The 26,372-nt window shown below is 65.2% G+C and carries 25 protein-coding genes; 11 read left to right on the forward strand and 14 right to left on the reverse strand.

Annotated elements, in window-relative coordinates; all coding sequences use genetic code 11:
* Position 1: 1 nt before the first annotated feature.
* Complete coding sequence (ispH, locus tag QA639_RS38055) at positions 2-976, reverse strand: 4-hydroxy-3-methylbut-2-enyl diphosphate reductase (RefSeq protein WP_028334765.1); 975 nt, start codon at positions 974-976, stop codon at positions 2-4.
* A gap of 230 nt (positions 977-1,206) precedes the next feature.
* Here ispH and QA639_RS38060 point away from each other — a divergent pair, with 230 nt between their 5' ends.
* A complete protein-coding gene (locus tag QA639_RS38060; protein ID WP_028334764.1) occupies positions 1,207-1,905 on the forward strand; it encodes a DUF1013 domain-containing protein in 699 nt (232 codons plus the stop codon).
* A 109-nt stretch (positions 1,906-2,014) separates the two neighbouring features.
* Here the strand turns inward: QA639_RS38060 and QA639_RS38065 are convergent, their stop codons facing one another.
* The 3 genes from QA639_RS38065 to QA639_RS38075 form a co-directional block, all read right to left on the reverse strand.
* Complete coding sequence (locus QA639_RS38065; protein WP_075969207.1) at positions 2,015-2,287, reverse strand: hypothetical protein; 273 nt, start codon at positions 2,285-2,287, stop codon at positions 2,015-2,017.
* Positions 2,288-2,598: 311 nt separating this feature from the next.
* A complete protein-coding gene (locus tag QA639_RS38070; RefSeq protein WP_028334763.1) occupies positions 2,599-4,506 on the reverse strand; it encodes a propionyl-CoA synthetase in 1,908 nt (635 codons plus the stop codon).
* Positions 4,507-4,607: 101 nt separating this feature from the next.
* Positions 4,608-5,378: a tetratricopeptide repeat protein gene (locus QA639_RS38075; protein ID WP_283088682.1), complete on the reverse strand. Its 771-nt coding sequence runs from the start codon at positions 5,376-5,378 to the stop codon at positions 4,608-4,610.
* 135 nt (positions 5,379-5,513) lie between these two features.
* On the opposite strand from QA639_RS38075, the gene QA639_RS38080 reads away from it, so the two are divergent.
* Positions 5,514-7,058 (forward strand): cation:proton antiporter, encoded by a 1,545-nt coding sequence (locus QA639_RS38080; RefSeq protein WP_028334761.1) that lies wholly within the window; start codon positions 5,514-5,516, stop codon positions 7,056-7,058.
* A gap of 53 nt (positions 7,059-7,111) precedes the next feature.
* A complete protein-coding gene (locus tag QA639_RS38085) occupies positions 7,112-7,882 on the forward strand; it encodes a hypothetical protein (RefSeq protein ID WP_028334760.1) in 771 nt (256 codons plus the stop codon).
* A gap of 6 nt (positions 7,883-7,888) precedes the next feature.
* On the opposite strand, the gene QA639_RS38090 is transcribed toward QA639_RS38085, so the two are convergent.
* From QA639_RS38090 to QA639_RS38105, 4 genes are all read right to left on the reverse strand, one after another.
* Positions 7,889-8,695, reverse strand: a complete 807-nt coding sequence (locus QA639_RS38090; RefSeq protein WP_028334759.1) for an SDR family NAD(P)-dependent oxidoreductase — start codon at positions 8,693-8,695, stop codon at positions 7,889-7,891.
* Positions 8,696-8,789: 94 nt separating this feature from the next.
* Positions 8,790-9,203 (reverse strand): DUF1850 domain-containing protein, encoded by a 414-nt coding sequence (locus QA639_RS38095; RefSeq protein ID WP_157345822.1) that lies wholly within the window; start codon positions 9,201-9,203, stop codon positions 8,790-8,792.
* Positions 9,164-11,272, reverse strand: coding sequence for a TRAP transporter permease (locus tag QA639_RS38100; protein WP_283088684.1), 2,109 nt, complete (start codon positions 11,270-11,272; stop codon positions 9,164-9,166). Before QA639_RS38100 ends, QA639_RS38095 begins: the two co-directional genes overlap by 40 nt.
* Positions 11,273-11,450: 178 nt before the next feature.
* On the reverse strand, positions 11,451-12,398 hold the full coding sequence (locus tag QA639_RS38105) for a TAXI family TRAP transporter solute-binding subunit (RefSeq protein ID WP_157345818.1): 948 nt from the start codon (positions 12,396-12,398) through the stop codon (positions 11,451-11,453).
* Positions 12,399-12,545: 147 nt separating this feature from the next.
* On the opposite strand from QA639_RS38105, the gene QA639_RS38110 reads away from it, so the two are divergent.
* Positions 12,546-13,832 carry an MFS transporter gene (locus tag QA639_RS38110; protein ID WP_283088685.1) on the forward strand — a complete coding sequence of 429 codons (1,287 nt, stop codon included), beginning with the start codon at positions 12,546-12,548 and terminating at the stop codon, positions 13,830-13,832.
* A 360-nt stretch (positions 13,833-14,192) separates the two neighbouring features.
* A complete protein-coding gene (locus QA639_RS38115; protein WP_283088686.1) occupies positions 14,193-15,407 on the forward strand; it encodes an EAL domain-containing response regulator in 1,215 nt (404 codons plus the stop codon).
* Between the two features lie 12 nt (positions 15,408-15,419).
* Here QA639_RS38115 and QA639_RS38120 read toward each other — a convergent pair whose 3' ends face one another.
* Positions 15,420-16,322: an HpcH/HpaI aldolase/citrate lyase family protein gene (locus QA639_RS38120; protein WP_283088687.1), complete on the reverse strand. Its 903-nt coding sequence runs from the start codon at positions 16,320-16,322 to the stop codon at positions 15,420-15,422.
* A 19-nt stretch (positions 16,323-16,341) separates the two neighbouring features.
* Positions 16,342-16,821, reverse strand: coding sequence for a hypothetical protein (locus tag QA639_RS38125; protein WP_028334752.1), 480 nt, complete (start codon positions 16,819-16,821; stop codon positions 16,342-16,344).
* Between the two features lie 204 nt (positions 16,822-17,025).
* Here QA639_RS38125 and QA639_RS38130 point away from each other — a divergent pair, with 204 nt between their 5' ends.
* Positions 17,026-17,325 carry a hypothetical protein gene (locus QA639_RS38130; protein WP_028334751.1) on the forward strand — a complete coding sequence of 100 codons (300 nt, stop codon included), beginning with the start codon at positions 17,026-17,028 and terminating at the stop codon, positions 17,323-17,325.
* A 119-nt stretch (positions 17,326-17,444) separates the two neighbouring features.
* Here QA639_RS38130 and QA639_RS38135 read toward each other — a convergent pair whose 3' ends face one another.
* Positions 17,445-18,647, reverse strand: a complete 1,203-nt coding sequence (locus QA639_RS38135; RefSeq protein WP_283088688.1) for a hypothetical protein — start codon at positions 18,645-18,647, stop codon at positions 17,445-17,447.
* 130 nt (positions 18,648-18,777) lie between these two features.
* On the opposite strand from QA639_RS38135, the gene QA639_RS38140 reads away from it, so the two are divergent.
* Entirely contained in the window at positions 18,778-19,011 is a 234-nt protein-coding gene (locus QA639_RS38140) for a hypothetical protein (protein WP_283088689.1), read from the forward strand.
* 15 nt (positions 19,012-19,026) lie between these two features.
* Here the strand turns inward: QA639_RS38140 and QA639_RS38145 are convergent, their stop codons facing one another.
* On the reverse strand, positions 19,027-19,656 hold the full coding sequence (locus tag QA639_RS38145; protein ID WP_028334749.1) for an NUDIX hydrolase: 630 nt from the start codon (positions 19,654-19,656) through the stop codon (positions 19,027-19,029).
* Positions 19,657-19,748: 92 nt separating this feature from the next.
* Here QA639_RS38145 and QA639_RS38150 point away from each other — a divergent pair, with 92 nt between their 5' ends.
* The 3 genes from QA639_RS38150 to QA639_RS38160 all read left to right on the forward strand — a co-directional run bounded on the left by QA639_RS38150 (position 19,749) and on the right by QA639_RS38160 (position 21,607).
* Positions 19,749-20,174 (forward strand): PaaI family thioesterase, encoded by a 426-nt coding sequence (locus tag QA639_RS38150; protein ID WP_028334748.1) that lies wholly within the window; start codon positions 19,749-19,751, stop codon positions 20,172-20,174.
* 102 nt (positions 20,175-20,276) lie between these two features.
* Entirely contained in the window at positions 20,277-21,287 is a 1,011-nt protein-coding gene (locus QA639_RS38155; RefSeq protein ID WP_050387233.1) for an aldo/keto reductase, read from the forward strand.
* A gap of 119 nt (positions 21,288-21,406) precedes the next feature.
* Positions 21,407-21,607, forward strand: coding sequence for a hypothetical protein (locus tag QA639_RS38160; protein ID WP_050387232.1), 201 nt, complete (start codon positions 21,407-21,409; stop codon positions 21,605-21,607).
* A gap of 99 nt (positions 21,608-21,706) precedes the next feature.
* On the opposite strand, the gene katG is transcribed toward QA639_RS38160, so the two are convergent.
* Entirely contained in the window at positions 21,707-23,872 is a 2,166-nt protein-coding gene (katG, locus tag QA639_RS38165; protein WP_283088690.1) for a catalase/peroxidase HPI, read from the reverse strand.
* 118 nt (positions 23,873-23,990) lie between these two features.
* On the opposite strand from katG, the gene QA639_RS38170 reads away from it, so the two are divergent.
* The gene (locus QA639_RS38170; protein WP_050387230.1) at positions 23,991-24,947 is read left to right on the forward strand and encodes a hydrogen peroxide-inducible genes activator; all 957 of its coding nucleotides are present in this window, start codon (positions 23,991-23,993) and stop codon (positions 24,945-24,947) included.
* A 367-nt stretch (positions 24,948-25,314) separates the two neighbouring features.
* Here the strand turns inward: QA639_RS38170 and galU are convergent, their stop codons facing one another.
* Entirely contained in the window at positions 25,315-26,190 is an 876-nt protein-coding gene (gene galU / locus QA639_RS38175; RefSeq protein WP_028334743.1) for a UTP--glucose-1-phosphate uridylyltransferase GalU, read from the reverse strand.
* Positions 26,191-26,372 lie beyond the last annotated feature (182 nt).

The following is a 26,372-nucleotide window of genomic DNA, read 5'->3' on the forward strand; positions in this document are numbered from 1 at the left end:
TCTATTCCGCCGCGGCAGCGTCAGGCCGCAGCGAACGCGGCAGCGGGAAGAACTCGTTCTCTTCCGCGGCCGAGACCGTCTCCACGTGCAGTTCGTAGCGCTCGGCGAAGGCGCCCATGATCTCCTCGACGATCACCTCCGGCGCAGAGGCGCCCGCGGTGATGCCGAGGCTCGTGATGCCTTCGAACCTGCTCCAGTCGATGTCGCTGGCGCGCTGGGCGAGTACGGCGATCGGGCAGCCCTCGCGCTCGGCAACCTCGCGCAGGCGCTGCGAGTTCGACGAATTCGGCGCGCCGACCACGATCAGGGCGTCAACCACCGGCGCCACCTTCTTCACCGCGAGCTGGCGGTTGGTGGTCGCGTAGCAGATGTCTTCCTTGTGCGGACCGTTGACGTTCGGGAAGCGCTGCTTGAGCAGCGCCACGATCTCCGCGGTGTCGTCGATCGACAGCGTGGTCTGGGTCACGAAGGCGAGGTTGTTGGGGTCCTTCGGAACGAAGGTCTTGGCGTCCTCGGCGGTCTCGATCAGGGTCACGGCGCCCGCCGGCAGCTGCCCCAGCGTGCCGACCACCTCGGGGTGGTGGGAATGCCCGATCAGCAGGATCTCGCGGCCGCGCTTGAAATGGATCGCCGCCTCGCGGTGGACCTTGGTCACCAGCGGGCATGTGGCATCAAGCGAGAAGAAATTGCGGGATTTGGCCTCGGCGGGAACCGATTTCGGAACGCCGTGGGCCGAAAACACCACCGGCGCGTTGGTATCGTCGGGGATTTCGGCCAATTCCTCGACGAAAATGGCGCCTTTGGTCTTCAGGCTGTCGACCACATACTTGTTATGGACGATTTCGTGCCGGACATAGACCGGCGCGCCATAAATGGTGAGGGCACGTTCGACCGTGTCGATGGCACGGACCACCCCGGCACAAAAGCCGCGGGGGGAACAAAGCACGATTTTAAGATCGGGTTTTTTGGCTGACATCGGGCTGTCTCGGGGCAATCTCGGGACCGAATCACCCCTCGCCAGGCAGGCGGGGAACGGCCAATTTGAGTAAGGACTTGGGACTGCTTTCGGGCGCTGTCAAGGCGATTTTGCTGGCCCATTGCGCCATTCCCCCCGGAGGGCTTATATAGACCCTATAATTCCCGTCATCGCCGATGACTACCAGCTTCGCCTCGACAGAGGTGGGCGAAGCACAAAGGAGATTTGCCATGAGCAACGCACCGCTGATGCCGAAGGCGACTGCCGTGTGGTTGGTCGACAATACCGCCCTGACCTTCGATCAGGTGGCCGATTTTACCAAAATGCACCCCCTGGAGGTCCGCGCCATCGCCGACGGCGACGCCGCCCAGGGCATCAAGGGCATGGACCCGATTTCCAACGGCCAGCTGACCCGCGAGGAGATCGAGCGCGGCGAGCGCGACCAGAACTACCGCCTCAAGCTTCAGGAGAGCAAAGTGGTGCTGCCCTCCGCCGCCAAGAAGAAGGGCCCGCGCTACACCCCGGTGTCGCGCCGCCATGAGCGTCCGAGCGCGATCCTCTGGCTGGTGCGCAACCATCCCGAGCTGAAGGACGCCCAGATCATGCGTCTGGTCGGCACCACCAAGACCACGATCGCCAGCGTGCGCGACCGCACCCACTGGAACGCCTCGACCCTGACCCCGATGGACCCGGTGACGCTCGGCCTGTGCTCGCAGATCGAGCTCGATTTCGAGGTGCAACGCGCCGCCAAGGAGAAGCCGACCACCACCGTCTACGGCGGTGCCACGCTGCTGCCGGCCTCCGAGACCACGCGCAAGGACGAGCTGGACGACCAGCCGATCGAACGCCACGACGATCTCAACGTCGATGCCGTGTTCGCCAAGCTGAAGACGATCGGCGGCAAGAAGCCCGACGACGACGAAGAGTAAGCGCGGCTGGCGCAACTCGAAGCGCAGAACACGAAACGCGGCAGGGCAACCTGCCGCGTTTTTGCTTGGAAGCGCATGCGATGGGCGTGACGGCGGCCGTCGGCGCGGCTCAATGCCGGTCGGGGTTGTTCATCATGTATTCGCCGAGATCGCGCTGCCTTCGATCGGTGCGGGCTTCGGCGTTCTGGCGCTGCACGTCGCGGTTCTTGCGGCAAGCGACATAATCAGGCGAGCCGACCGCCACCTTGCCGCCGGCCTGGCAGTACTGATCGTCGTCCCCCATGCTCTCCGCGATCGGTGATCGGCCGCGCTCGAGACAGCCCGCCAAAAGCGGCAGGGCGAGCAGCAAGGCAAGAGGCGCGCGTGCGGAAATGGATCGCATCCGAGGGTCCGTATCTCGTGGCATATGACAGGGAGGCCGGGATGACCCGGCAATCCATCAAAATCAAGGCCGTTTTGCTTCCCAATGCGGAAGACTTGTTCCACAGGTGCCGACCTCAGGCGCGGGAGGTGCCAGCACTCCCTCGCCCCGCTCTTGCGGGGTCGAGACGAGCGAAGCTCGCTCTTAGAGGGTTGGGGTGAGCGGCCGCCTCCGCAGAATGAATGCAGTGAGCGTGCGGAGCCTCCCCCTCACCCGGATCGCATTGCCATGCGATCCGGCCTCTCCCCGCAAGCAGGGCGAGGCAACAAGAGCTATGCCTTCCCCTTCAGCGCCTCGCCGATTTCGTCGAGCACCTTCGGGTCCTCGATCGTCGCCGGCATGGTCCAGGGCTCGCCGTCGGCGATCTTCTTGATGGTGCCGCGCAGGATCTTGCCGGAGCGGGTCTTCGGCAGCCGCGCCACCGTGATCGCGAGCTTGAACGCGGCGACCGGCCCGAGCTTGTCGCGCACCAGCGCCACGACGTCCTTCTCGACCTCGGCGGGCTGCTTGGTGACGCCGGCCTTCAGCACCAGGAAGCCGCACGGCACCTCGCCCTTGATCGCGTCCTTGACGCCGAGCACGGCGCATTCGGCGACATCGGGATGCGAAGCGAGGATCTCCTCCATGCCGCCGGTGGAGAGCCGGTGGCCGGCGACATTGATGATGTCGTCGGTGCGGCCCATCACCCAGACATAGCCGTCCGCATCGTTGTAGCCGGCATCCGAGGTCTTGTAGTAGCCGGGGAATTCCGAGAGATAGGCGTCCCTGAAGCGATCGTCCTGCTGCCACAGAGTCGGCAGGCAGCCCGGCGGCATCGGCAGCTTGATGACGATCGAGCCCATCGTGCCCGACGCCACCGGCTTCGCCGCCTCGTCGACGATGTCGACCTGATAGCCCGGCATCGGCACCGTGGGCGAACCGTGCTTGACCGGCAGCTGGCCGAGCCCGACCGGATTGCCGGCGATGCACCAGCCGGTCTCGGTCTGCCACCAGTGGTCGATGACCGGCACCTTCAGCTGCTGCTCGGCCCACTCCACCGTCGGCGGATCGGCGCGCTCGCCGGCGAGGAACAGGGTGCGGAAGCTCGAGAGATCGTAATTCCGGATGAACTTGCCTTCGGGATCTTCCTTCTTGATCGCGCGGAATGCGGTCGGCGCGGTGAAGAAGGCGACCGCCTTGTGCTCTGAGATCACGCGCCAGAACGCGCCGGCATCCGGCGTGCCGACCGGCTTGCCCTCATACATGATGGTGGTCGCGCCGTGGATCAGCGGGCCATAGACGATGTAGGAATGGCCGACCACCCAGCCGATGTCGGAGCCGCACCACCAGATCTCGCCGGGCTTCACGCCGTAGAGATTGTGCATCGACCATTTCAGCGCGACGAGATGACCGCCATTGTCGCGCACCACGCCTTTCGGGATTCCGGTCGTGCCCGACGTGTAGAGGATGTAGAGCGGATCGGTGGCGGCTACCGGCACGCACGGCGCGGCCTTGCCGGCGTCGAACGCGGCGCGGCGCAGCGTCGCCCAGTCATGATCGCGGCTCGCGGTGAGCTCGCAAGCCTGCTGCGGCCGCTGCAGGATGATGCAGCTCTCGGGCTTGCTGCCGGCAAGGCGGATCGCCTCGTCGAGCAGCGGCTTGTATTGCACGATGCGCCCGGGCTCGATGCCGCAGCTCGCCGAGAAGATCAGCTTCGGCTTGGCGTCATCGATGCGGGTCGCAAGCTCCTTGGCCGCGAAGCCGCCGAACACCACGCTGTGCACCGCGCCGATCCGCGCGCAGGCGAGCATCGCGACGACAGCCTCCGGCACCATCGGCATGTAGAGGATGACGCGATCGCCCTTCGCCACGCCGAAATCCTGCATCACCGCGGCCAGCGTCTGCACCTCCTCCAATAATTCGGAATAGGTGAATTTGGTGATCGTGCCCGTGAGCGGCGAATCGTGGATCAGCGCGACCTGGCGGGCGCGGCCGCCGGCGACATGGCGATCCAGCGCGTTGTAGCAGGTGTTGACCACGGCGCCGGCGAACCAGCGCCCATAGGCGCCCACAGAGGGATCGAAGATCTTCTTGGCCGGCTCGATCCAGTCGATCTCGCGCGCCGCTTCGGCCCAAAAGTTCTCGGGGTCCCGGAGCGAGCGGGCATACACCTCATGATACCGGCTCTGCTGGATATTCATCGCGTTTCTCCCTCGCGCGGTCGCGCGTCATTTGCCGACCATTGTCACGGGAAGTGGCGCCGTTTCAAGCCGAAATGACCGCGACCTTCGGCCGGGTCCGGCTAGTAGCCGTCGACGCCGTTGATGCGCTGCAGCCGCTCGCGCATCGCCTTTTCCAGGTCGTAGCCCGGCTTGCCGAAGTCGGCATTGCGGCGGGCGATGAACTGATCCTGCGCGCGCTGCAGCTCGCGCGCCTGGCGCGGATTCTGCGCCTCGCGTACGGTGCGGAACGTCGATGCGACGATCTCGCGATCGAGATCGGCAAGCGTGGGATTGGCGCAGATCGCCTTCTCAACCGGCCGGCGTGCCTTGCGGCAATCGAAGCTCGGCTTGCCGGCGACCGCCATCATGGCGCCGATCCGCTCCAGCTCCAGTGACAGCGATTTGTAGTTGGCCCTGGCGGCGGCGTGATTGGGGTCGAGCTTGACGGCAGCACCGAAATCCAGGATCGCCTTCGGCCGGTCGCCCTTGCGGCGCCACAGCTCGCCGCGCGCATTATGCGCATCTGCAAGCGACGGATCGAGCTTGAGCGCGGTGTCGTAGTCTGCGATCGCGCGGTCGATCGACTGCTTGCGGTCATAGGCGCCCGCCCGCGCCATCAGCGCCTTGACGCGATCGGGCCGCGCCGCCTTCTCATTGTCGATCAGCGCGCCGCAGACATCGATGACCTTGTCGTCATCGGCGGCCGCTGCCGCCGCGATGCAGGGGCCGGCATTGGCCTGCACATCCTCGCCCGGCTCGCTGCCGGTGGCGCGCGCAACGCCCGTCATCAGCGCGCCCGACAGGCCGACGCAGACCAGCATCGCGGCCAGATTTGCAGGTTTGCATCGCATCCCGATTGCCGACAAATCGTCCCTCTCCCGCGCCCGAACCGCCGGCCCGTGATGCCCGGCAGCGCGCCATTTGCCGCAAAACCACACGCTGGATTATACGTCAATTGCGACGATCGGCTGCATCGGGGGTTCGGCTTGCTCACATTCGAATGGATCATCGGGCTGTTGCTTGCGGCGGTGGCGCTGTCGGCGCTGGCACGGCGGATCAAGGTGCCCTACCCGACCTTCCTGGCGCTCGGCGGCGTGCTGCTGACGCTGCTGCCGTGGGCCCCGACCTGGGCGCTGGAACCGAAACTGGCGCTGGCACTGTTCGTCGCGCCGGTGCTGCTCGATGCCGCGTTCGACACCTCGCTGCGCGATCTCCGCAACAACTGGCTGCCGGTCTCGACGCTGGTGGTGGTCGCGGTCGGCGTCACCACGACGGCGGTCGCCGTGGTCGCACATTGGCTGCGCCCGGACATGCCGTGGGCGGTTGCGATCGCGCTCGGCGCCATCGTGGCGCCGCCGGATGCGGCCGCGGCCACCGCGATCTTGCGCCAGGTCAACCTGCCCTACCGGATTCAGAAGATCCTCGAAGGCGAAAGCCTGCTCAACGATGCCAGCGCGCTGTTGATCTATCGCGTCGCGGTCGGCCTCGTCGCCGCCGAGCACATGAAGATCCGCGAGTTCGTGCCATCAATCACGATTGCGCTGGTCGGCAGCCTCGCCGCCGGCTTCCTGTTCGCGCAGGTCTGGATGATGATCACGCGCCGCATCACCGAGGCGCCGAGCGCGATCATCACGCAGTTCGGCGGCACTTTCATGGTTTGGATCATTGCCGAGCATCTCGGGCTGTCCGGCATCCTCACCATCATCGCCTATGCGATCACCATCTCGCGCACCGCGCCGGCCCGCACATCGGCGCGGCTGCGCGTGTCGTCCTACGCGGTGTGGGAAACCGTCGTGTTCGTGCTCAACGTGCTCGCCTTCATGCTGATCGGCCTGCAGTTGCGCCCGATCTGGTCCGGACTCGACGACGAGGTGCGGTGGAAATATTGCAGCTTTGCCGCCGCGATCCTCGCCGTCGTGATCCTCGCCCGCATCCTCTGGGTGATGCCCTACGGCGCGCTGCTGCGCGCACTGAAGGCGCGCAACCTGCTGCCCGCCCACGTGGTGGACGCCGTGCCGACCCTGAAGCGCGGCTTCATCGTATCCTGGTGCGGCATGCGCGGCATCGTCACGCTGGCGGCGGCGTTTGCGCTGCCTGAATGGTTTCCGTATCGCGATCTGATCCTGCTGACGGCGTTTGCCGTGGTGCTCGGTTCGCTCGTGATCCAGGGGCTGACGCTGCGGCCGTTAATCCTGGCGTTGAATTTCGCTGACGACGATCCGGTCGGACGCGAGGCGGCCCATGCCCGCGGCGTGGTGTTTCGCGCCGCGCTCGACGAGATCGACGCCGACCCGTCGGAGGAGGCCGAGATCCTGCGGCTCGAATATCGCGCCGTGCTGCTGCGCGCCGAGAACGATCCCGCTGGCGGCCTGACCTCACGTGAGCTGCCGTCGGATCCGCTGCGCCGCCGCGCCATCGCCGCGGCGCGTCAGGCATTGCTCAATCTGCGCCGCACCGAGGCGATCGGCGACGACGCATTCCATCTGGTCGAGGAAGAGCTCGACCGCGCCGAGCTCAGCGTGGAGGCGTAGCGCCGGGCCGCAATATCCTTTGAACCATCACAGGGTTTGTCAGACCTAACATCATGACAATCCTCATTGATCGCAATTCCCCGCGCGCCGCGGCGAAAGTCGAGGCGAAGTTCTTCTATTTCTATATGGCGCTGTCCTGCATGGCCGTCGCCTTTCTCGGCTTTGCCCCGACCTACTGGATGCCGATGGCGAGAGGCTCGCTGTCTTCGCCTCCCGTGGTGCACCTGCATGGGCTGCTGTTCTTCGCCTGGACGCTCTATTTCGTGTTCCAGAGCTGGCTTGCCGCCTCGGGACGGATTGCACGGCATCGCAGCGTCGGATTGATCGGCATCTCGCTGGCGACCGCGATGACCATGATGGGCATCGTGGCCTCGATCAGCGTCATGAAGCGTTCGGCTGCGATCGGACAGCTCAGCGAGGGCCTTGCGTTTGCCATCGTTCCGCTCAGCGGCATCCTGTTCTTCGCCGTCGTGTTCGCGCTCGCGATCATCTGCCTGCGCGACCGCGAGACGCACAAGCGGCTGATGCTGCTGGCGTCGATCTCGATCCTCGATGCCGCGGTCGCGCGCTGGTTCCTGACCTTCCTCGCACCACCCGGACCGGTTGGGCCGCCTCCGGTCCCGGTCACGATCGCACCGGCCCTCGTCGCCTATCTGCTGCTGGTCGTGGCGATCGTGTTCGACTGGCGCACCCGCGGCCGCCCGCACCCGGTCTATATCTATGGCGGGCTGGCACTGGTCGCGGTGAAGCTGTTGAACTGGCCGATCAGCACCTCGGCGGCCTGGCATTCCGTTGCCGGCGGCATCCTGGCGCTGGCGCAATAGCCTCCTTCACGTGCCTGACTTCGACGTGATGCCGCCGTCGACCACGAGCTCGATGCCGGTGACGTATTTCGATTCGTCCGAGGCAAGGAACAGCGCGGCATTGGCGACGTCCCAGGCGTCGCCCATATGCCCCATCGGAACCTGCGCGTCACGCGCGCGCCACATCGCCTCGACGTCGCCCTTGGCGTAGCTCTGCGCCAGCCCGGCCGAATGCGCGACCATCGGCGTCTTCATCAAGCCCGGCAGGATCGCGTTGACGCGGACATGCTTCGAGGCGAACTCGACCGCGGTCGAGCGCGTCATCTGGTTCATCGCGGCCTTGCTCGCGTTGTAGCTGACATAGGAAATGCCGACATGGCGGATCGAGGCGATCGAGGAGATGTTGATGATCGAGCCGCCGCCCTGCTTGATCATAACGGGAATGACGTGCTTCATCGACAGATAGGCGCTCTTGAGGTTGACCGCGAAGACGCGATCCCACTCGGCTTCGGCAACTTCCACCACGCTGCCGACCTCGGCGATGCCGACATTGTTGTCGAGCACGTCGATGCGGCCATAGGCCTTCAGGCAGGCCGCGACCATCGCCTCGACCTCGCCGGCGCGCGAGACATCGGCGGTGAATGCGACAGCCTTGCCGCCTTCGCCGGTGATGATGCCGACGGTCTCCTCCGCCGCGGCGCCGTTGCGATCGACGCAGAATACGCTGGCGCCCTCGCGCGCAAAGGTGACGGCGGTCGCCTTGCCATTGCCCCAGCCGGGCCCGATCGAGCCCGCGCCGACCACCATCGCAACCTTGCCCTTGAGTCGATCCATCGCCTGTTCTCCCTTGTTGTTGTCATTGTAGCCCGGATGGAGCGAAGCGTAATCCGGGGCCACTGTTCCCGGATTGCGCTTCGCTCCATCCGGGCTACGGATCGTTGCAAGCACTCATCGTCGCGACATTAGCACCGATCGGATGCCCGAAAATCTCCGATAACGTCTGGCAGTGTCCCTCCTGGCACAGGTGCCATTCGCCCGCGGCGCCGGAATTGCCGAGCACGACCTCCGGCCTTGGCACCGGCTGCGGCGACCATTGAAACCAGCCATCGACAAGGCGCGCCTCCGGCGGCGGCTCCATGCCGGCGCCCGTGCCCTTGACGCGCGCCTGTTGCAGCGTGAGCCCGGCCGGCGTGACCAGCCAGTCCTCCTGCCAGGCGCTCTTCTCGATCGAATGCGTCCAGGCGAGCGTGAAGGCCGCGATCGACAGCGCCTTCACGACTCCCGCGGAAGCGAGGCAGAGGCTCAAGCCGCCGCCACCGCATTGCGCGGACGCTGCCGCCATTGCCACAGCACGACAGCGGCGGCGAGCGTGAAGCCCGCCGTATCCGAGAACGGGAAATCGCCGAGCAGGCAGAGCGCGGCGCCGAACGCGACCAGGATCTCGATGAAGGTCAGCCGCGTGAACAGGAAGCCGATCGCGACGATGCCGAACAACGCGATGGCCACCAGCGCCTTGAAGGTCGCCAGCGCCACCGCGCCGTAGAAGCCGAGCTGCGCCTGCATCGGGTCCCCGGCCTGCAGCATCAGCGCCGGCGAATAGACGAAGATGAACGGAATGACGTAGCCGGCAAGCGCGATCCGCATCGCCTCCCAGCCGATCTTGTCCGGGTTCTCCTTGGCGATCGGCGCCGCCGCCAGGGCCGCGAGCGCGACCGGCGGCGAGAGGTCGGCCATGATGCCGTAGTAGAACGCAAACATGTGGCTTGCGATCAGCGGCACGCCGAGCTTGGCGAGCGCAGGAGCGGCCAGCGCCGCGGTGATGATGTAGGTCGGGATCGTCGGGATGCCGGTGCCGAGCAGGATCGACAGCAGCATGGTCATGATCAGCGCCAGGAACAGGCTCTTGGCGCCGAGCCCGATGATCCAGCTGCCGAAGATGGTGCCGACGCCGGTCTGCGTCATCATGCCGATGATGGTGCCGACGATGGCGCAGGCCATGCCGACGGTCAGCGCCGACTTGGCGCTGTCGGCGAGCGAGTCGCGGCAGGCTTTCAGCGTGGCGCGGCCGCCGCGGGTGATCGCCGCGATCACGATCAAGCCGGCGACGACGCTCGCGACCGGAACGATCTCGATACCGTGGCGCGACACCGCGGCAACCACCAGCGCGAGGCCGATCCAGAAGATGTAGCGCACGACGGTGTTGGAGAAGCCGAGCGTGATGCTGGCGCCGAGGATCAGCGCGACCGTGAGCGCAAGGCCCATGCTGCCGGCATAGAGCGGCGTGAAGCCCTCGAACAGCATGTAGACCAGCGCCGCGAGCGGCAGCACCAGGTACCAGCGCGCCACCAGCGCCTTCCAGGCGCTCGGGATCTCCGAGCGCTTCATGCCGACAAGGCCGTGCTTGCCGGCTTCCAGATGCACCATCCAGAATGCCGAGGCGAAGTAGAGGATCGCCGGGATCACCGCGGCCTTGACGATCTCCGAATAGGGCACGCCGAGCGTCTCGGCCATGATGAAGGCGACCGCGCCCATCACCGGCGGCATGATCTGCCCGCCCATCGATGCGGTGGCCTCGACGCCGGCGGCAAACGCCCGGCGATAGCCGAACTTGATCATCAGGGGGATCGTGAACTGGCCGACGGTGACGACGTTGGCGACGCCCGAGCCCGAGATCGTGCCCATCATGCCCGAAGCGAACACCGCGACCTTGGCGGGGCCGCCGCGGGTGCGGCCGAACAGGCCGAGCGAGACGTCGGTGAACAGCTGGATCATGCCGGCGCGTTCCAGGAACGAGCCGAACAGGATGAACAGGAAGATGTAGGTCGCCGAGACGTAGATCGGCACGCCGTAGAAGCCCTCGGTGCCGAACGAGAGATGGGTGACGATCTGGTCGAAGTCATAGCCGCGGTGATTGAACGGCGACGGCAGATATTGACCGAAGAACCAGTAGAGCAGACAGGCGCCGCACATCAGCGGCAGCGCCGCCCCCATCAGCCGCCGCGTGCCCTCGAAGATCAGGACCGCGAGCAGCGTGCCGACCGCGAGGTCCATGTTGGTCGGGTCGCCGTCACGGGCGATCAGGTCGGCATAGAAGATCCACTGGTAGAGCCCGCAGAGGAAGCCGGCCGCGCCGACAATCCAGCTCACCGCGCGGCCGAAATCGGTCTTGGCTGTGAAATTGCCGATCAGGCCGAAGGTCAGGAGGATCAGGAAGCCGACATGAACGCCGCGCACCACCTGGCTCGGCAGGTAGTTGAAGGCCGCGACATAGAGCTGGAACACCGCAAAGGCGAGACCGATGGCGTAAGCCAGATGCCCCCAGGCGCCCGGGCCGAAGCCTTCCGGAAAGCCATGCTCGAAATTGTCGAATTCGACCTTGATGGGCTGCTCGCCCTCAACCTGCTGCTGCATCGAATTAAGTCCCCCCGCCGTGCCAACGGCGCTTATAGCGCCCCACCGCACGTCATGCGCGGGCTCGACCCGCGCATCCATCGAAAAATCAACGCCTTTGCAAAGATGGATGGCCGGGTCGTCCCCGATCAAGTCGGGGACGGGCGCCGGCCATGACACCCTCGAAGCGTAACTGGCCTTACTTGATCAGGCCCTTCTCCTTGTAATAGCGGATCGCGCCGGGATGTAGCGGCACCGGGCTGCCGGTCGCGGCGGCCTCGAGCTTGATCTCCTTGCCCGCGGCGTGGGCGTTGGCGAGTTCCGGGAGCGATTCGTAGACCAGCTTGGTCATCTGATAGGCGAGATCGTCCGACACCGCGCTCGAGGTCACGAGGTAATTCACGACCGCGGCCGTCGGCACGTCCTTGTCCTGGCCGGTATAGGTGTTGGCCGGGATGATCACGGAGACGAAGGGCGGGCCGATCTTGTCGACGGTCTCCTTCGGCACGGCGACCACGGTGATCTCGCTCGAGGTCGAGAGGTCCTTCAGCGAGGCGACGCCGAGGCCGGCGGACTGCAGCGTGGCGTTGAGCTGGCGGTTCTTCATCAGATCCACCGATTCGGCGAACGGCAGGTACTCGACCTTGCCGAGATCCTTGTAGCTCATGCCGGCGGCCGCGAGGATCGCGCGCGAGTTGAGCTCGGTGCCCGACTTCGGCGCGCCGACCGACAGGCTCTTGCCCTTGAGATCGGCCAGCGTCTTGATGCCGCTCTCGGCGGTCGCGACGATCTGGATGTAGTTCGGATAGATCGCGCCGATGGTGCGCAGCTTGTCGAGCTTGTTCTTGAAACCGGCCTCGGCGTCGCCTTCCCAGGCGGCTTTGAGCGAATCGCCGAGCGTGAAGGCGATCTCGCCGCGGCCCTGCTGCAGCAGCACCAGATTCTCGACCGAGGCCTTGGTCGCCTGCACCTGAGTTTTCACGCCGGGGATCTTGTCGCCGTAGATCTTCCCCATCGCGACGCCGAGCGGATAGTAGACGCCGGAAGTGCCGCCGGTGAGCACGTTAATGAACTGCTCGGCCTGTGCGGCAGGCGCGGACAAAACGCTGGCTGCCACCATCGCGGCAGCCATCAACTTGGAATTCATGAGTATTATTCTCCCCTTAAGCCGGCCGGAAATTGGCCGGACACCCCCGCCGGGTCAACCCATCCAAATGACGCATGCGCGACGGAAATCCCCGATAGCAACACTACTTTACCTGCGCGGGAACTCGCCGCCTGCGGGAGGGTTGAGATGCGCAATCTCGCCGCGAGGTATGACTTGCAGCCATCCGGGACGACCGTTGGGCGGGCGCTCGATGCGTTGAACTTCTTCCTCGCCGACGTGCGGGACGGGCTCGGCCCCTATCTGGCGATCTACCTCCTGACCGAACGGCAGTGGGACGAGGCCTCGATCGGCTCGGTGATGTCGATCGCGGCCATCGCCGGAATCATCGCCCAGACCCCCGCCGGCGCCCTGATCGACCGCAGCCGCGCCAAGCGCGGATTGATGATCGCCGCCGCCATTGCCGTGACCGCCGCGTGCCTCCTGCTCCCGCTGCTCGACCGGTTTGAACTGGTTGCCGCGACCCAGGCGCTGGCGGCCGCCGCCGGTTCGGTGTTCGCGCCGGCGATCGCCGCGGTGACGCTTGGCATTGTCGGACCCCAGACCTTCGCGGCGCGGACCGGCCGCAACGAAGCCTTCAATCACGCCGGCAACGCGGTGGCCGCCGCGATCGCCGGCGGCACCGCCTACTGGTTCGGTCCAGTGGTGGTGTTCTGGCTGCTCGCGGCAATGGCCCTCGCCAGCATCGCCGCGACGCTGTCGATCCCACCCGCCGCCATCGATCACCAGGTTGCGCGCGGCCTCGACGATATCGTCGAAGGGCACCGCACACCGCATGACCGGCCATCCGGCTTTCGCGTGCTGCTGACCAGCAAGCCGCTGCTGATCTTCGCGGTGTCGACCGTGATCTTTCACTTTGCCAATGCGGCAATGCTGCCGCTGGTCGGGCAGAAGCTCGCACTGGTCAATCGCAACCTCGGAACATCGCTGATGTCGGTCTGCATCATCGCGGCGCAGGTGGTGATGGCGCCGGTCGCCATGCTGGTCGGACGCAAGGCAAACGTCTGGGGCCGCAAGCCGATCTTCGCGATCGCGCTCGCGGTGCTGGCGATCCGTGGCGCACTCTATCCGTTGTCGGACAATCCGTACTGGCTGGTGTCGGTGCAATTGCTCGACGGCATCGGCGCCGGAATATTCGGGGCGTTGTTCCCGCTCGTGGTTGCCGATCTCACGGACGGTACCGGGCATTTCAATGTCAGCCAGGGCGCGATCGCCACGGCAACCAGCCTCGGCGGAGCGCTGAGCACGGTTGTCGCTGGATTCATTGCTGTCCACGCCGGTTACAGTGCCGCATTCCTGCTCCTTGCAGCCGTCGCTTGCGCCGGGTTGATCGGCTACTGCACGTTGATGCCGGAGACGTTGCGAGCGGCAGCGGCAACGTCACGCACATCTGCATTGGCGTCAGAAAACGGATGATCTGATTCGCGGTCGCGCTCGATGAGTCGCCCAGCGTGATGCGATCTGATGTCCGACAATGACGCAGTTGCGCGTCGGCGTCGACGCGTCAACACAGTCATTAACGCCGTCTCTCGATGACACACGCGCACAGAGTTTCTGCCGATGCGCAAAGTCGGACGCGATCGCGCTCATGAATGTCGGATGACGCATTTGTTGCACGTGTAACAGCGGTGAGACGTCGCGATTCCACGGTCATTTGAATCGAATTGAATCCTTTAAGGTTAGCGAGGCAATCAATGTATGAACCAGAAATTTCCATGATTGCCGCCGCTCTAGGATGTACGAGTCAAGCCGGGGTAACTACGGATAAGGCGGGGCATGAATCACATCAGTCACATCGGACACGCACGAGCCGGCTGGTTCGGACATCGCAAGCTGACCCCACGCGCATGCATTGCGGACAGCAAAAAGCACCTTCGGACCTTCCTCGCCGAGGCGCTGGAAGACCTCGGCTTCATCACCAGTGAATGCAGCCAGGCCTTGGAACTCGACACCGTTCTGGACGCGGAACGGCCCGATCTCCTGGTGCTCGGCGTGTCCGTGGACGGCATCGAAGTCAGTAAAATTCTCGAGACTTTGGTGAGAAAGGACTATGGCGGCAAGGTCCTCGTCATCGGGCAGCCGGACTCGATCATCGTCAAGGCGGTCCGGCAAATCGGCGATGAGTACGGCATCGCCATGCTGCCGGCGCTGTCGACGCCGTTCAGCGCCGGAACCCTTCGCGACAGTCTTGCGTCATTGATGCCGCTTGAACCCGCGCCGAGCCCGGCGGTGGACGTGCCCGAAGCGCTGAAGGCCGGCTGGCTCGAGCTGTGGTACCAGCAGAAAATTCATCTCCGGACGCTGGTGCCGAGCGGCGCCGAGGCGCTGATCCGGATGCGCCATCCGGCCTGGGGCGTCGTGCCGCCGGCCTACTTCATCCCGGACGAAAGCGATCCGCATTTTCATGCACTGTCCGAATTCGTGATCGAACGCGCAATCGAGGACTGGCGCTATCTCCTCGAGCAGACCGGGCCGGTCAATCTCTCGATCAACCTGCCGATCTCCTTCCTCGCCGACGATCGTGCCGTGCGCGAGCTCTGTTACCGGATGCCGGATCATGCGGCCTTCGCCGGCCTCTTGATCGAGATCGACAGCACCGACGTGGTCGATAATCTGGACCTGGCGATCGATGTCGCCCGGCGCGTTCGACTGCACAATATCGGCATCTCGATCGACAATGTCGGCGCGAACTGGCCGTCTTTGCTGGGACTGCCGAACTTTCCGTTCGTCCAGCTCAAGGTCGACCATCAATTCGTCACCGGCTGCGCGGATCAACGCCTGAAGCAGACGGTGTGCCGGCGTGTCGTGGAGCTGGCCCACGACAACGACGCGCAGGTCGTGGCCCAGGGGGTCGAGACGCGCGCGGACTTTCTCGCCGCGCACGAGATGGATTTCGATCAGGTCCAGGGCTACCTGTTCGGCAAGCCGATGGGCGTCAAGAAGTTCGCCCGCTCACGCATGCATTTCTCGGAGAAGGAGCCGGCCTCCTGAGGCGCGGCGTCGTCAGGCTCGAACGTCGCGATCGATCGCGCGCAGCGCTTCGCCGCGCGCGATCAGGCGTTTTGCATTGGAATAGGTCGGGACTTCGAGCAACGAGCCGTCAAGTTCGACGCGCCCAAAGCCCTTTGTCCGCGCCGCTTCGAACGCCGCGACGATCTTGCCCGCTTGGCGCATCTCCTCCTCGCTCGGCGTCAGGACGCCGTTGACGATCGAGGCATGCGCGGGATCGACCAGGCTCTTTGCGGTGTAACCCAGCCGCCGCGCCCAGATCGTGTCGCGTTCGACGCCTTCAGCGTCGCTCCAGGTGTAGGGACAATCGACCGCGACGACATCAGCGGCACGACATTCGACGATGAAGCGCTGCCGCGCGTAAGCCAGCTCCAGGCCATCGCTGCCGCGCTCGGCACCAAGATCGGCGGCGAGGTCTTCGGAGGCCATCAGGCAGCCGATGACGCGCCGGCTCGCCATGGCGATCGCACCGGTCTGCACCAGACCGCGCGCGAACTCGATATTCGGCAGCAGCGACGTCGATCCCTCGGCGATACCGTAGTCGCGCTCGAACCGCGTCACCGCCTCGTCGAGCCTGACGACATGGTGCGGCTCGGCGACCTTCGGCAGCGCGACGATATCCGGACGTCCGCGCATCACGGCGGCGAGATCGTCCATGCCGTCCTGGTCCAGCGGATTGACGCGGACCGCGACCATCACGCCCTGGTCGCGCCAGGCCGCGTAGAGCTCGGCGGCCAGGGCCCGCGCCTTCGGCCGCAGCGGCGGCGGGGTAAAATCCTCGAGCTCGTGGATCAGCACGTCGGCGCCGCTGGCGGCCGCGTGCTGCAGCACGTCCTCGTTGGCGCCTTCGAGAAACAGCCAGGAGCGGCACAGCGGGGCCGGACGCAGCTTGCGCATCACGCTATCAGCGCCGCCGTCACTGGAACGTCATGTCGAGGCATTTCGAGATGTCGGAGCCGAGGCCGGACGAGATGGTGATGCAGCCGCGGATCTTCTGGGTGTTGACGTCGTTCGCCCAGATCGCATAGCCGCCCGGACCGAAGAACGAGTTGGTGTTCGGCGGCTCGGTCTCGGTGGCGTCAAAGGTGTAATTGCCGTCGGTCTCGAAGATGCGCGGCTTTTTGGTGCAGCCGCCGTCGGCCTGCACGTTGATGACCTCCTTGTTGTCCCGCGTCAGCGCCAGCGAGACCTGGCAGCGGAAGTATTCCGAGGTCTTGGCGTTGAACAGATAGGCGTAGGACTTGCAGGTCGCGGTATTGAGCTTGCCGGCGGACAGGCCGCGGCTGCAGGAGATCCGCTGGTTGTTGGAGAGCCTGAACTCGTCCGCCTGCGCGACTGACGCCAGCGTCATGAACGACAGAGCGACACCGATTCCGATCTTCATGACGTGGTTCATCCTGATCATCCCAAGGTAGTGTTTCCGGCAATCAAAGCGTTTGTAAACGGTAACGCGAAAATAGTCGCCAAGCTTGATGCGGGAAATCACAAAGTCCCCGATCCGCGAGCGGTCGCGCCGATTGTCGTATTGACGCGCGAACATCGTTCGTGATTTGTTCAAAAAACGTGGGGACGACGCCGTTTTCTCGGCCGGAGGTGGATCATGACGCATTTTTTGACCAAGACTTTTATTGCGACTGCGGCGTTTGCCGCGATGACGACCTGCACATTCGCGCAGGAGGCTGCGCCCTGGGAGCTGAAGTCCGACATGGGCTACGCCTATGACAAGGACGGCAAGACCTGGTCCTACAAGATGGGCACCAACAATGCCGGCACGCTGCTGAAGGGCGCCAAGAAGGTGCCGAAGGGGACGCTGTTCTTCATCGGCCAGAACGGCCAGCTCTACATGCGCTCCGGGCCCTATCTCGAGGGCGACGGCAAGTTCAAGTTCGGCTCGAACTAGAGCGTTTTCGAGCGAAGTGGACGCCGGTTCGCGTTAAGAAAACGCGTCAAGAGAAGGGTCCAGGGCTCCGGTTCTGATTCGATCAGAGCCGGAAATACCCTGACGGTTTTCGGCAGGCATCAGAACGCCGCGGCCAATTCCTTCGCGCCCGGCTTGTTGCTGTTGAAGTCCATCCGCTCGTTGGTGACGGCAAGCAGCCTGGCCACCGTGTTGTGGCGGATGGCGACCGGGTTGCGCTCGTAGCCGGAGCGCTGGAAGAAGTTCGAAGTCGGCACCTGCTCGCGCATCGCCTGCGGCATGGTCACCATGTCGAGCCCGGTGCCGTCGCCGGTCAGGTTCATCATTTCGAGCTCGGCCGCGGTCAGCGGCCGGCTGTAGCCCTTGTTGCGGGCGAAGATCACCGAGGTCAGCAGCTTGTGGGTCTGCAGCATCGGGCCGACATCGATGTCGAGCACCATGGCGTGGCACGCCCAGCCCTGCGGCGTATCGGCGAGGCGCTGATGCGCCGACCAGTCGTCGGGCACGGTGCGCGTGAACGCGACCATCTTCTTCAGCACCGCGAGCTTGTGCTCCATCGCCTTGCGCGCGGGCCCCTGCGTCCTCGCAACCCGCTCGGTCAGATCCCGCACGAATTCATGGCCCTGCTCGGCCAATAGCTCGACGGTGTTGGTGGTGAGCAGCTGGTTGTAGCCCATCGCGGTAGAGATGGCGCGCTTGCCGCCGTGCTCGATGCCCGCCTGCACGTCGTAGTTGCCGGTGCCGCCGGTCTCGAACGAATAGACCCGCACCGCCTGCTCCGGCGTCAACCCCGCGGCGCGCGCGTAGCGGGCATAGGCGCGCTTGAACTCGACCTCGCTGGCCGGCCGCTGCGGCGTGAACTGGAAGTGTTCGCCGGCCGCCCTGACCAGATCCGAGGCCACCGGGAGCGTCTTGGGCGGACGCGGCGGCTTGCCTTCCTCCTCTTCCGGAGCCGGATTGACCGGCCGCTTCGGCCCCTCATAGACCGGCGGCTGCTGCAGCACGTAATCGTCCAGCGAGAGCTGCACGCGGTCGCGCCGCTTGGCGTTGCGGCCGCGCCTCTTCTCGGCGATCGCGTTCCAATAGGCGCTCGCATCCTGCTCGAAGGCGGCGCGCGCCTCCTGATATTCCTGCAGCTTGCGGCGATATTCCATGATCGCCTGCGGCGATGCCTGCGCCATCGCATTGGCGACGGAAGGCGGCAACGCCCCGGCCTCGCCGGCAAATACGGACGGCGCGCCGGCGACGAGCGCGAGCGCGAGCGCGAAAAATCCAGGGCACAGACGAATCAATTGCGGGCGCATGGCCTCGTTGTAGCAAGCACGGCCGCGAAGTCAGCCCGGAATTGTCCGGATCGCAGCGGCCGGATGCCGCGATCAATGCAGAATATTCGCCACAATGCGGTGTTCTCCGACGAAAGCCTTGGAGAAAGCCTTGGAGATTGCGATGAGAATGGCACTCTGGCTCGCCGCCGCCTGCGCGTTGACGCTCGCTGCACCGGCGCGCGCCGAGCGTCCGGACTGCGGATCGTTTCCGGATACGCGTTCACGCTTCACCTGTTACGAGAATGTGTCGCGGGCGCCTCCGGAACCCGAGGCCGCGGCGCATTCGCCTGGTGCGCAGGGGAAATCAATGAAGATGAACGCCCGCAAGCGGCATCACAAATAGCGGCATCGTTGCGGCCTACTTCCACGCGAATACCGGCTGCTCCAGTTCGGCGACGCGGGTGCTGCGGCCGGCCAGCACCTCGCGGAATTGATAGATCAGTGCGGCAGTCGGCGCATGGATCTGCTGGCCACCGAGCCGGAAGCGGATCACGCGGCGCGAGCTCTCCGGGATCGTGACGAAGCTGAACGCATCATCGGGCTCGATCGCATCGAGGCCGATGCGATGGACGGAGGCGACCTCGTCCGGGTTCGGCGTGATCGCCGCATGCGCGCCGGCCCAGACCACGACCGGCGTGATCAGATAGCCCGACCGCGTCGGATAATCGTCAAGCATGCCGAGCACGTCGCGCTCCGACAACGCGAGCCCGAGCTCCTCATGCAGTTCGCGCAGCGCGGCCTCGGCCTGCGTCTCGCCGGCATCGCAGCGCCCGCCCGGCAGCGCCCATTGCGCGCTGTGGGCGCGCAGGCGCGCGCTGCGGCGGGTCAGCAGAAACGCCGTGCCGCTGCCGTCGTCGCCTTCGGTCAGCGCGATCGCGACCGCCGCGCGCTTCAGCGTCGGCGCGGCGTCCGCGGGCGCCAGGCGAGCGAATGCGGCACAGAGCTCTGCGATATTCCGCCGGGTGGCATCGTCAAATGTGCGGGCCATTGACCTTGACTACAACACAACAGCGTTTGATGAAATGACTGCGACCACATGCCTCCTGCGATCAATCATCAGCAAGCAACGGACCCCACCTCATGACGGCCAAGGCCGCGGACAAACTCAAATCCGACGGCTGGAAGATTGCCGAAACCACGGGATTCCTGACGTTGATCGGCCCGTTGTGGGAACGGTTGAAGGACGGCGCGCTTGAACTCGCGCTGATCACCGAGGACAAGCACCACAATCGCCGCGGCCTGGTGCAGGGCGGGGTGATCATGACCTTCGCCGATCGCGCCTGCGGCATGGCCGCACGCTTCGTCTCGGGCAAGCCGACGCTTGCGACCGTGCAGCTCGACACCCATTTCGTCGAGGCCGGCAAGATCGGCGAGATCCTGACGACGCGGCCGCGCGTGGTACGCTCGACCCGCAGCCTGATCTTCATCACGGCCGAGGTGACTGTCGACAAGCGCTGTATCGCGATGGCCAACGGCGTGTTCAAGATCCTGAAGAACGACAGCTGATCCTGTCATTCCGGGGCATCGCGCAGCGATGAACCCGGAATCTCGAGATTCCGGGTTCGATGCCGGCGCATCGCCCCGGAATGACACCGGAGGGAGTGCCAGATGCAATATCGCCAGCTTGGCCGCAGCGGCCTGAAGGTCTCGCCGATTTGCCTCGGCACCATGATGTTCGGCGGACCGACCGACGAGGCGACCTCGGCGCGGATCGTGGCGAAGGCGCGCGAGGCCGGCATCAACTTCATCGACAGCGCCGACGCCTATAATGGCGGCAAGTCCGAGGAGGTCGTGGGGCGCGCGATCTCCAACAGCAGGTCGAACTGGGTGCTTGCCACCAAGCTCGCCAATCCGATCGGCGACGATCCCAACCACGGCGGGCTGTCGCGTCGCTGGGTGTTCCAGGCCGCCGACGAGAGCCTGAAGCGGCTCGGCACCGACTACATCGACGTCTACTATCTGCACAAGGAAGACCACGCGACGCCGCTCGACGAGACGGTGCGCGCGATGGGCGACCTGATCCGCGCCGGCAAGGTGCGCTATTTCGGCGTCTCCAACTACCGCGCCTGGCGCGTCGCCGAGATTTGCAACATCTGCGACCGGCTCGGCATCGACCGTCCGGTCGCGAGCCAGCCCTATTACAATGCGATGAACCGGATGCCGGAGGTCGAGCATTTCCCGGCCTGCGCCTATTACGGGCTCGGCATCGTGCCCTATAGCCCACTGGCGCGCGGCGTGCTCACCGGCAAATACGCACCCGACGCGGCGCCGCCCGCGGACACACGTGCGGGGCGCAACGACAAGCGCATGATGCAGACCGAGTGGCGGCCGGAATCGCTCGAGCTCGCGCAGGAGATCAAACGCCACGCCGAGAGCAAAGGCATCACCGCCGGGCAGTTCGCGGTGTCCTGGGTGCTGAACTCGTCGTTCGTCAGTGCCGTCATCGCGGGGCCGCGCACCGAAGCGCAATGGGACGATTACATCCGCGCGCTCGACTACCGCTTCACCGCCGAGGACGAAGCCCTGATCGACCGCCTCGTCGTCACCGGCCATCCCTCGACGCCGGGCTTCAACGACCCCGCCTATCCGATCGAGGGACGCCGGGCGCGGACCGGATAGCATCGCAGCGTCGGCGCTCGTCTCGGCAACGCCGAAGTTACGTTTCGTAGCTTCCGAATTGCGCAAGCGTCGCGCAGGCTGCAGCATCAGGGCATGGAAATGCTGATGCTGGTGCTGCAATGACGGCATCCAATGTACTGGACTGGATCGTGGCCCTCCTCGTCTGCTGGGCGAGCCTGACCGCAATCTTCGAACCTTCGCGCGGTGCCTCGCAGTGCGACGTGCCCACCGCGACAAGCAGCGCGCCGCAAGTCGCACTGGCGGCCCCGACGCAGGCGGAGTTCGAGGAGATCATCCGCGACATGAAGCTGCATGATTGAACGGGATCGGCAAACCGCGAAAACCTTCCTCATCGTACTCCAAATGAAACAGGGCGGCGCCGAAGCGCCGCCCTGCCCTGATTGCCGTTTGCTCGCCGCTTACTTCACGAGGTCGAAGCGGTCGGCGTTCATCACCTTGGTCCAGGCCGCGACGAACTCCTTCACGAACTGCTCCTTGGAGTCGGACTGGCCGTAGACCTCGGCGAACGCCCGCAGCTGCGAGTGCGAGCCGAAGATCAGATCGACGCGGGTGCCGGTCCACTTCACCGCCTTGGTCTTGCGGTCGCGGCCCTCATAGACGCCCTGGCCGGCATCGCTCCACACCGTGCCCATGTCGAGCAGGTTGAGGAAGAAGTCGTTGGTGAGCGTCCCCGGCTTGCCGGTGAAGACGCCGTGCTTGGACTTCTTCGCATTGGCGCCGAGCACGCGCAGGCCGCCGACGAGGACCGTCAATTCCGGTCCGGTCAACCGCAGGAGCTGTGCACGGTCGACCAAGGCCTCTTCCGGCTGCAGGAACTGATGCTTGCCGCCGATATAGTTGCGGAAGCCGTCAGCCCGCGGCTCGAGCGGAGCGAACGATTCGACATCGGTCTGTTCCTGCGTCGCATCGGTGCGGCCCGGCGTGAAGGGGACCTTCACACTGGTGCCGCCGTCCTTGGCCGCCTTCTCGATCGCGGCCGCGCCGCCGAGTACGATCAGATCGGCCAGCGAGACCTTCTTGCCGAACTCCTTCTGGATGGCTTCGAGTTTGCTCAGCACGCCCTTGAGCTGCGCCGGCTCGTTGACATCCCAGTCCTTCTGCGGCGCAAGGCGGATGCGTGCACCATTGGCACCGCCGCGCTTGTCGGAGCCGCGGAACGTCGAGGCCGAGGCCCAAGCGGTCGACACCAGCTCGGACACCGACAGACCCGAGGCGAGGATCTTCGCCTTGAGCGCCTCGATATCCTTGTCGTCGATCACGGCGTGATCGAGCGCCGGCACCGGGTCCTGCCAGATCAGCGTCTCCTTCGGCACCAGCGGGCCGAGGTAGCGCTGGATCGGACCCATGTCGCGGTGCGTGAGCTTGAACCAGGCGCGGGCGAAGGCGTCCGCGAACTGATCCGGATGCTCATAGAACCGGCGCGAGATCTTCTCATAGGCCGGATCGAAGCGCAGCGACAGGTCGGTGGTCAGCATCGTCGGGACATGCTTCTTCGACGGATCGAACGCGTCCGGAATGACGGCGTCCGCACCCTTTGCCGTCCACTGCTTCGCACCGGCCGGGCTCTTCGTCAGCTCCCATTCGTACTTGAACAGGTTCTCGAAGAAGTGGTTGCTCCACTTGGTCGGGGTCTGGGTCCAGGTGACCTCGGGACCGCCGGTGATCGCGTCAGCGCCGACGCCGGTGCCGAACTTGCTCTTCCAGCCGAGACCCTGTTCCTCGATCGCGCCACCTTCCGGCTCCGGACCGATCAACGACGGATCGCCCGCACCGTGGGTCTTGCCGAAGGTGTGGCCACCGGCGATCAGCGCGACGGTCTCCTCGTCGTTCATCGCCATGCGGAAGAACGTCTCGCGGATGTCCTTCGCGGCGGCGACCGGGTCCGGATTGCCATTCGGGCCTTCCGGGTTGACGTAGATCAGGCCCATCTGCACCGCGCCGAGCGGCTCGGAGAGCTGGCGCTCGCCGCTGTAGCGCTCGTCACCGAGCCAGGTGCCTTCCGGACCCCAGTACAGCTCTTCCGGCTCCCACACGTCGGCGCGGCCACCCGCAAAACCGAACGTCTTGAAGCCCATCGATTCCAGCGCAACGTTGCCGGCGAGGACCATCAGATCGGCCCACGAGATCTTGCGGCCGTACTTCTGCTTGATCGGCCAGAGCAGCCGGCGCGCCTTGTCGAGGTTGGCGTTGTCCGGCCAGCTGTTGAGCGGGGCAAAACGCTGCTGACCGGCACCGGCGCCGCCGCGACCGTCGGTGATCCGATAGGTGCCCGCCGAGTGCCAGGCCATGCGGATCATCAGGCCGCCGTAATGGCCGAAGTCGGCCGGCCACCATTCTTGCGACGTCGTCATCAGGGCGGTGAGGTCCTTGATCACGGCGTTGAGATCGAGGCTCTTGAATTCCTTGGCGTAGTCGAAGCCTTTGCCCATCGGATCGGACAGGCTGGAGTTCCGATGCAGCACCTGAACGTCGAGCGTCTCCGGCCACCAGTCACGATTCGTGTGCCCGCGAGGTCCGCCCGTGAATGGGCATTTGCCCGCGCCTTCGTCGGTTTTTGCGTCCATGTTTCTTCTCCGAGGTGATGGATTCTGGAATGTGCTGGAGCTCTTCCAAGAACGATTCTACGCGTCCCAATCCATCAGGTGAAATTGACTTTAATGATCGCGGCAATAAGATAATCTGATGATAAATGTCACACTCCGGCAACTCAGATATTTCGATGCGCTGGCGCGCCATGGGCATTTCGGACGTGCCGCGGAGGCCTGTTCGGTATCGCAGCCGGCGCTGTCGATGCAGATCCGCGAAATGGAACAGGCGGTCGGCGGCGTGCTGATCGAACGCAATGCGCGGCAGGTGACGCTGACGGCGTTTGGCGAGGACCTGCTGCGCCGCGTGCGCGACATCCTGCGCTCGGTCGACGAGCTCGGCGACTTCGCGCGCGCCTCGCGCGACAAGCTTGCCGGGCGGCTGCGGGTCGGCATGATCCCGACCGTTGCGCCATATCTGCTGCCGAAGGTGATCGAGAACCTGGCGCGGCTGCATCCCGAGCTCGACATCCATGTCCGCGAGACGCTGACGCCGAAGCTGATCAAGGAAGTCGCCGAGGGCCGGCTCGACACCGCGATCGTGGCGCTGCCGGTATCGGAACCGTCGCTGACCGAGGTCGCGCTGTTCTCGGAAAACTTCCTGCTGGTGCGGCCGGGCGAGGACGCCAAGACGCCGGTGCCGAGCGCCGAGATGCTGCGCGAGATGCGGCTCTTGCTGCTCGAGGAAGGCCACTGCTTCCGTGACCAGGCGCTGTCGTTCTGCAACATGCAGTCCTCGCCGCCGCGCGAGGTGCTGGACGCGAGCTCGCTGTCGACGCTGGTGCAGATGGTCGGCGCCGGCATCGGCGTCACTTTGATCCCCGAGATGGCCGTGACGGTGGAGACGCGCTCGGCGCCGGTCACGGTCTCGCGCTTCAAGCATCCGCAGCCCTCGCGCACCATCGGCATGGTCTGGCGCAAGACCTCTCCGCTCGCCGCGCAGCTCCAGCAGATCTCCGAAGTCGTCAGCCTCGCCGCCCGCGCCCTACGCGCGCCGAAGCAGGATGGCGCCAAGGAGCCGGCGAAACGCGCCGGGCGAAGGAAGGTGGCGTGATCTCGCGCGTTGAGGCGTGGTCGACGCGCGATGCTGACCACACCCACAAGTGTCGTCCCTGCGAAAGCAGGGACCCATACTCTGCGGCGTGTGTTGTGAGAGGGGCTCGTCGTTCCAATAGCGCGAGCCAATCGGCATTGGTGGTTATGGGTCCCTGCTTTCGCAGGGACGACAGCAAGTTTGTTGCACGGCCGGTGACTCACACATCCGCGTTCTCGCGAAATGAATCGTCCGATTCCGTAGCCCGGATTACCGAAGGCGTAATCCGGCGCACGCTGCGGTGACACGTGACGGCGGATTACGCAGCGCTAATCCGCCCTACGAAACTGCCGTTCCGGCGCGCGTAGCACGGCGAAAGACGCGCCCCCTACTTCTCCAGGTACTTCTTCATCTCGGCAATCAGGCCGTCGCGCAGTTCGGGGCGCTTGAGGCCGAAGGCGATGTTGGCGCGGAGGAAGCCGGGCTTGGAGCCGCAATCGTGGCGCTCGCCCTCGAACTCGACGCCGTAGAACTTCTGCGTCTTCGCAAGACCGATCATCGCATCGGTGAGCTGGATCTCGCCGCCGGCGCCGCGCTCCTGCGTGGCCAGGATGTTGAAGATCTCCGGCTGCAGGATGTAGCGGCCGGTGATCGACAGGTTGGACGGCGCGGTGCCCTGCGGCGGCTTCTCGACCATGCGGTCGACCTCGAAGATGTTGCCGGTGCGTTTGCCGACGCTGCAGATGCCGTATTGATGGGTGAGTTCGTCGGGCACCGCCTCGACCGCGATCAGGTTCGACTTGTCACCAAGCCTGCTCGCGGCGTCGATCATCTGCTTGAGGCAGCCCGGCGTGTTCAGCACCAGCTCGTCCGGCAGCACCACCGCGAACGGCTCGTTGCCGATGATATCGCGCGCGCACCACACCGCGTGGCCGAGCCCGAGCGGCGCCTGCTGCCGGGTGAAGCTCATCGCGCCGGCCTCCGGCTGGTTCTGCGCCAGGATATCCTGTTCGGTCTTCTTGCCGCGCTGCGCCAGCGTGGTGTCGAGCTCGAACATGCGGTCGAAGTGATCCTCGATGACACCCTTGTTGCGGCCGGTGACGAACACGAAATGCTCGATGCCGGCTTCCCGGGCCTCGTCGACCACGTACTGGATCAGGGGCTTGTCGACGATCGTCAGCATCTCCTTCGGCATCGCCTTGGTGGCGGGCAGCACGCGGGTACCGAGACCGGCGACGGGGAATACGGCTTTGCGGATCTTCATGGGATTATCGGAAGCCTTGAAATGGGTGGGACGGCGGCACGAAATGAATCATGCCTTTGGTACCCCGTTTTGCAGCCGCCAACAAAGGCGGATGTGTGGTGCGGCTTAATTCCGCCGTTCCCGTCAGCCAATGCAGGCCGCAACAAAATCTCGCCCTTGTTAAGTTATTGGAAACCGTGCCG

The organism is Bradyrhizobium pachyrhizi (assembly GCF_029714545.1).
Lineage (GTDB): Bacteria > Pseudomonadota > Alphaproteobacteria > Rhizobiales > Xanthobacteraceae > Bradyrhizobium > Bradyrhizobium pachyrhizi.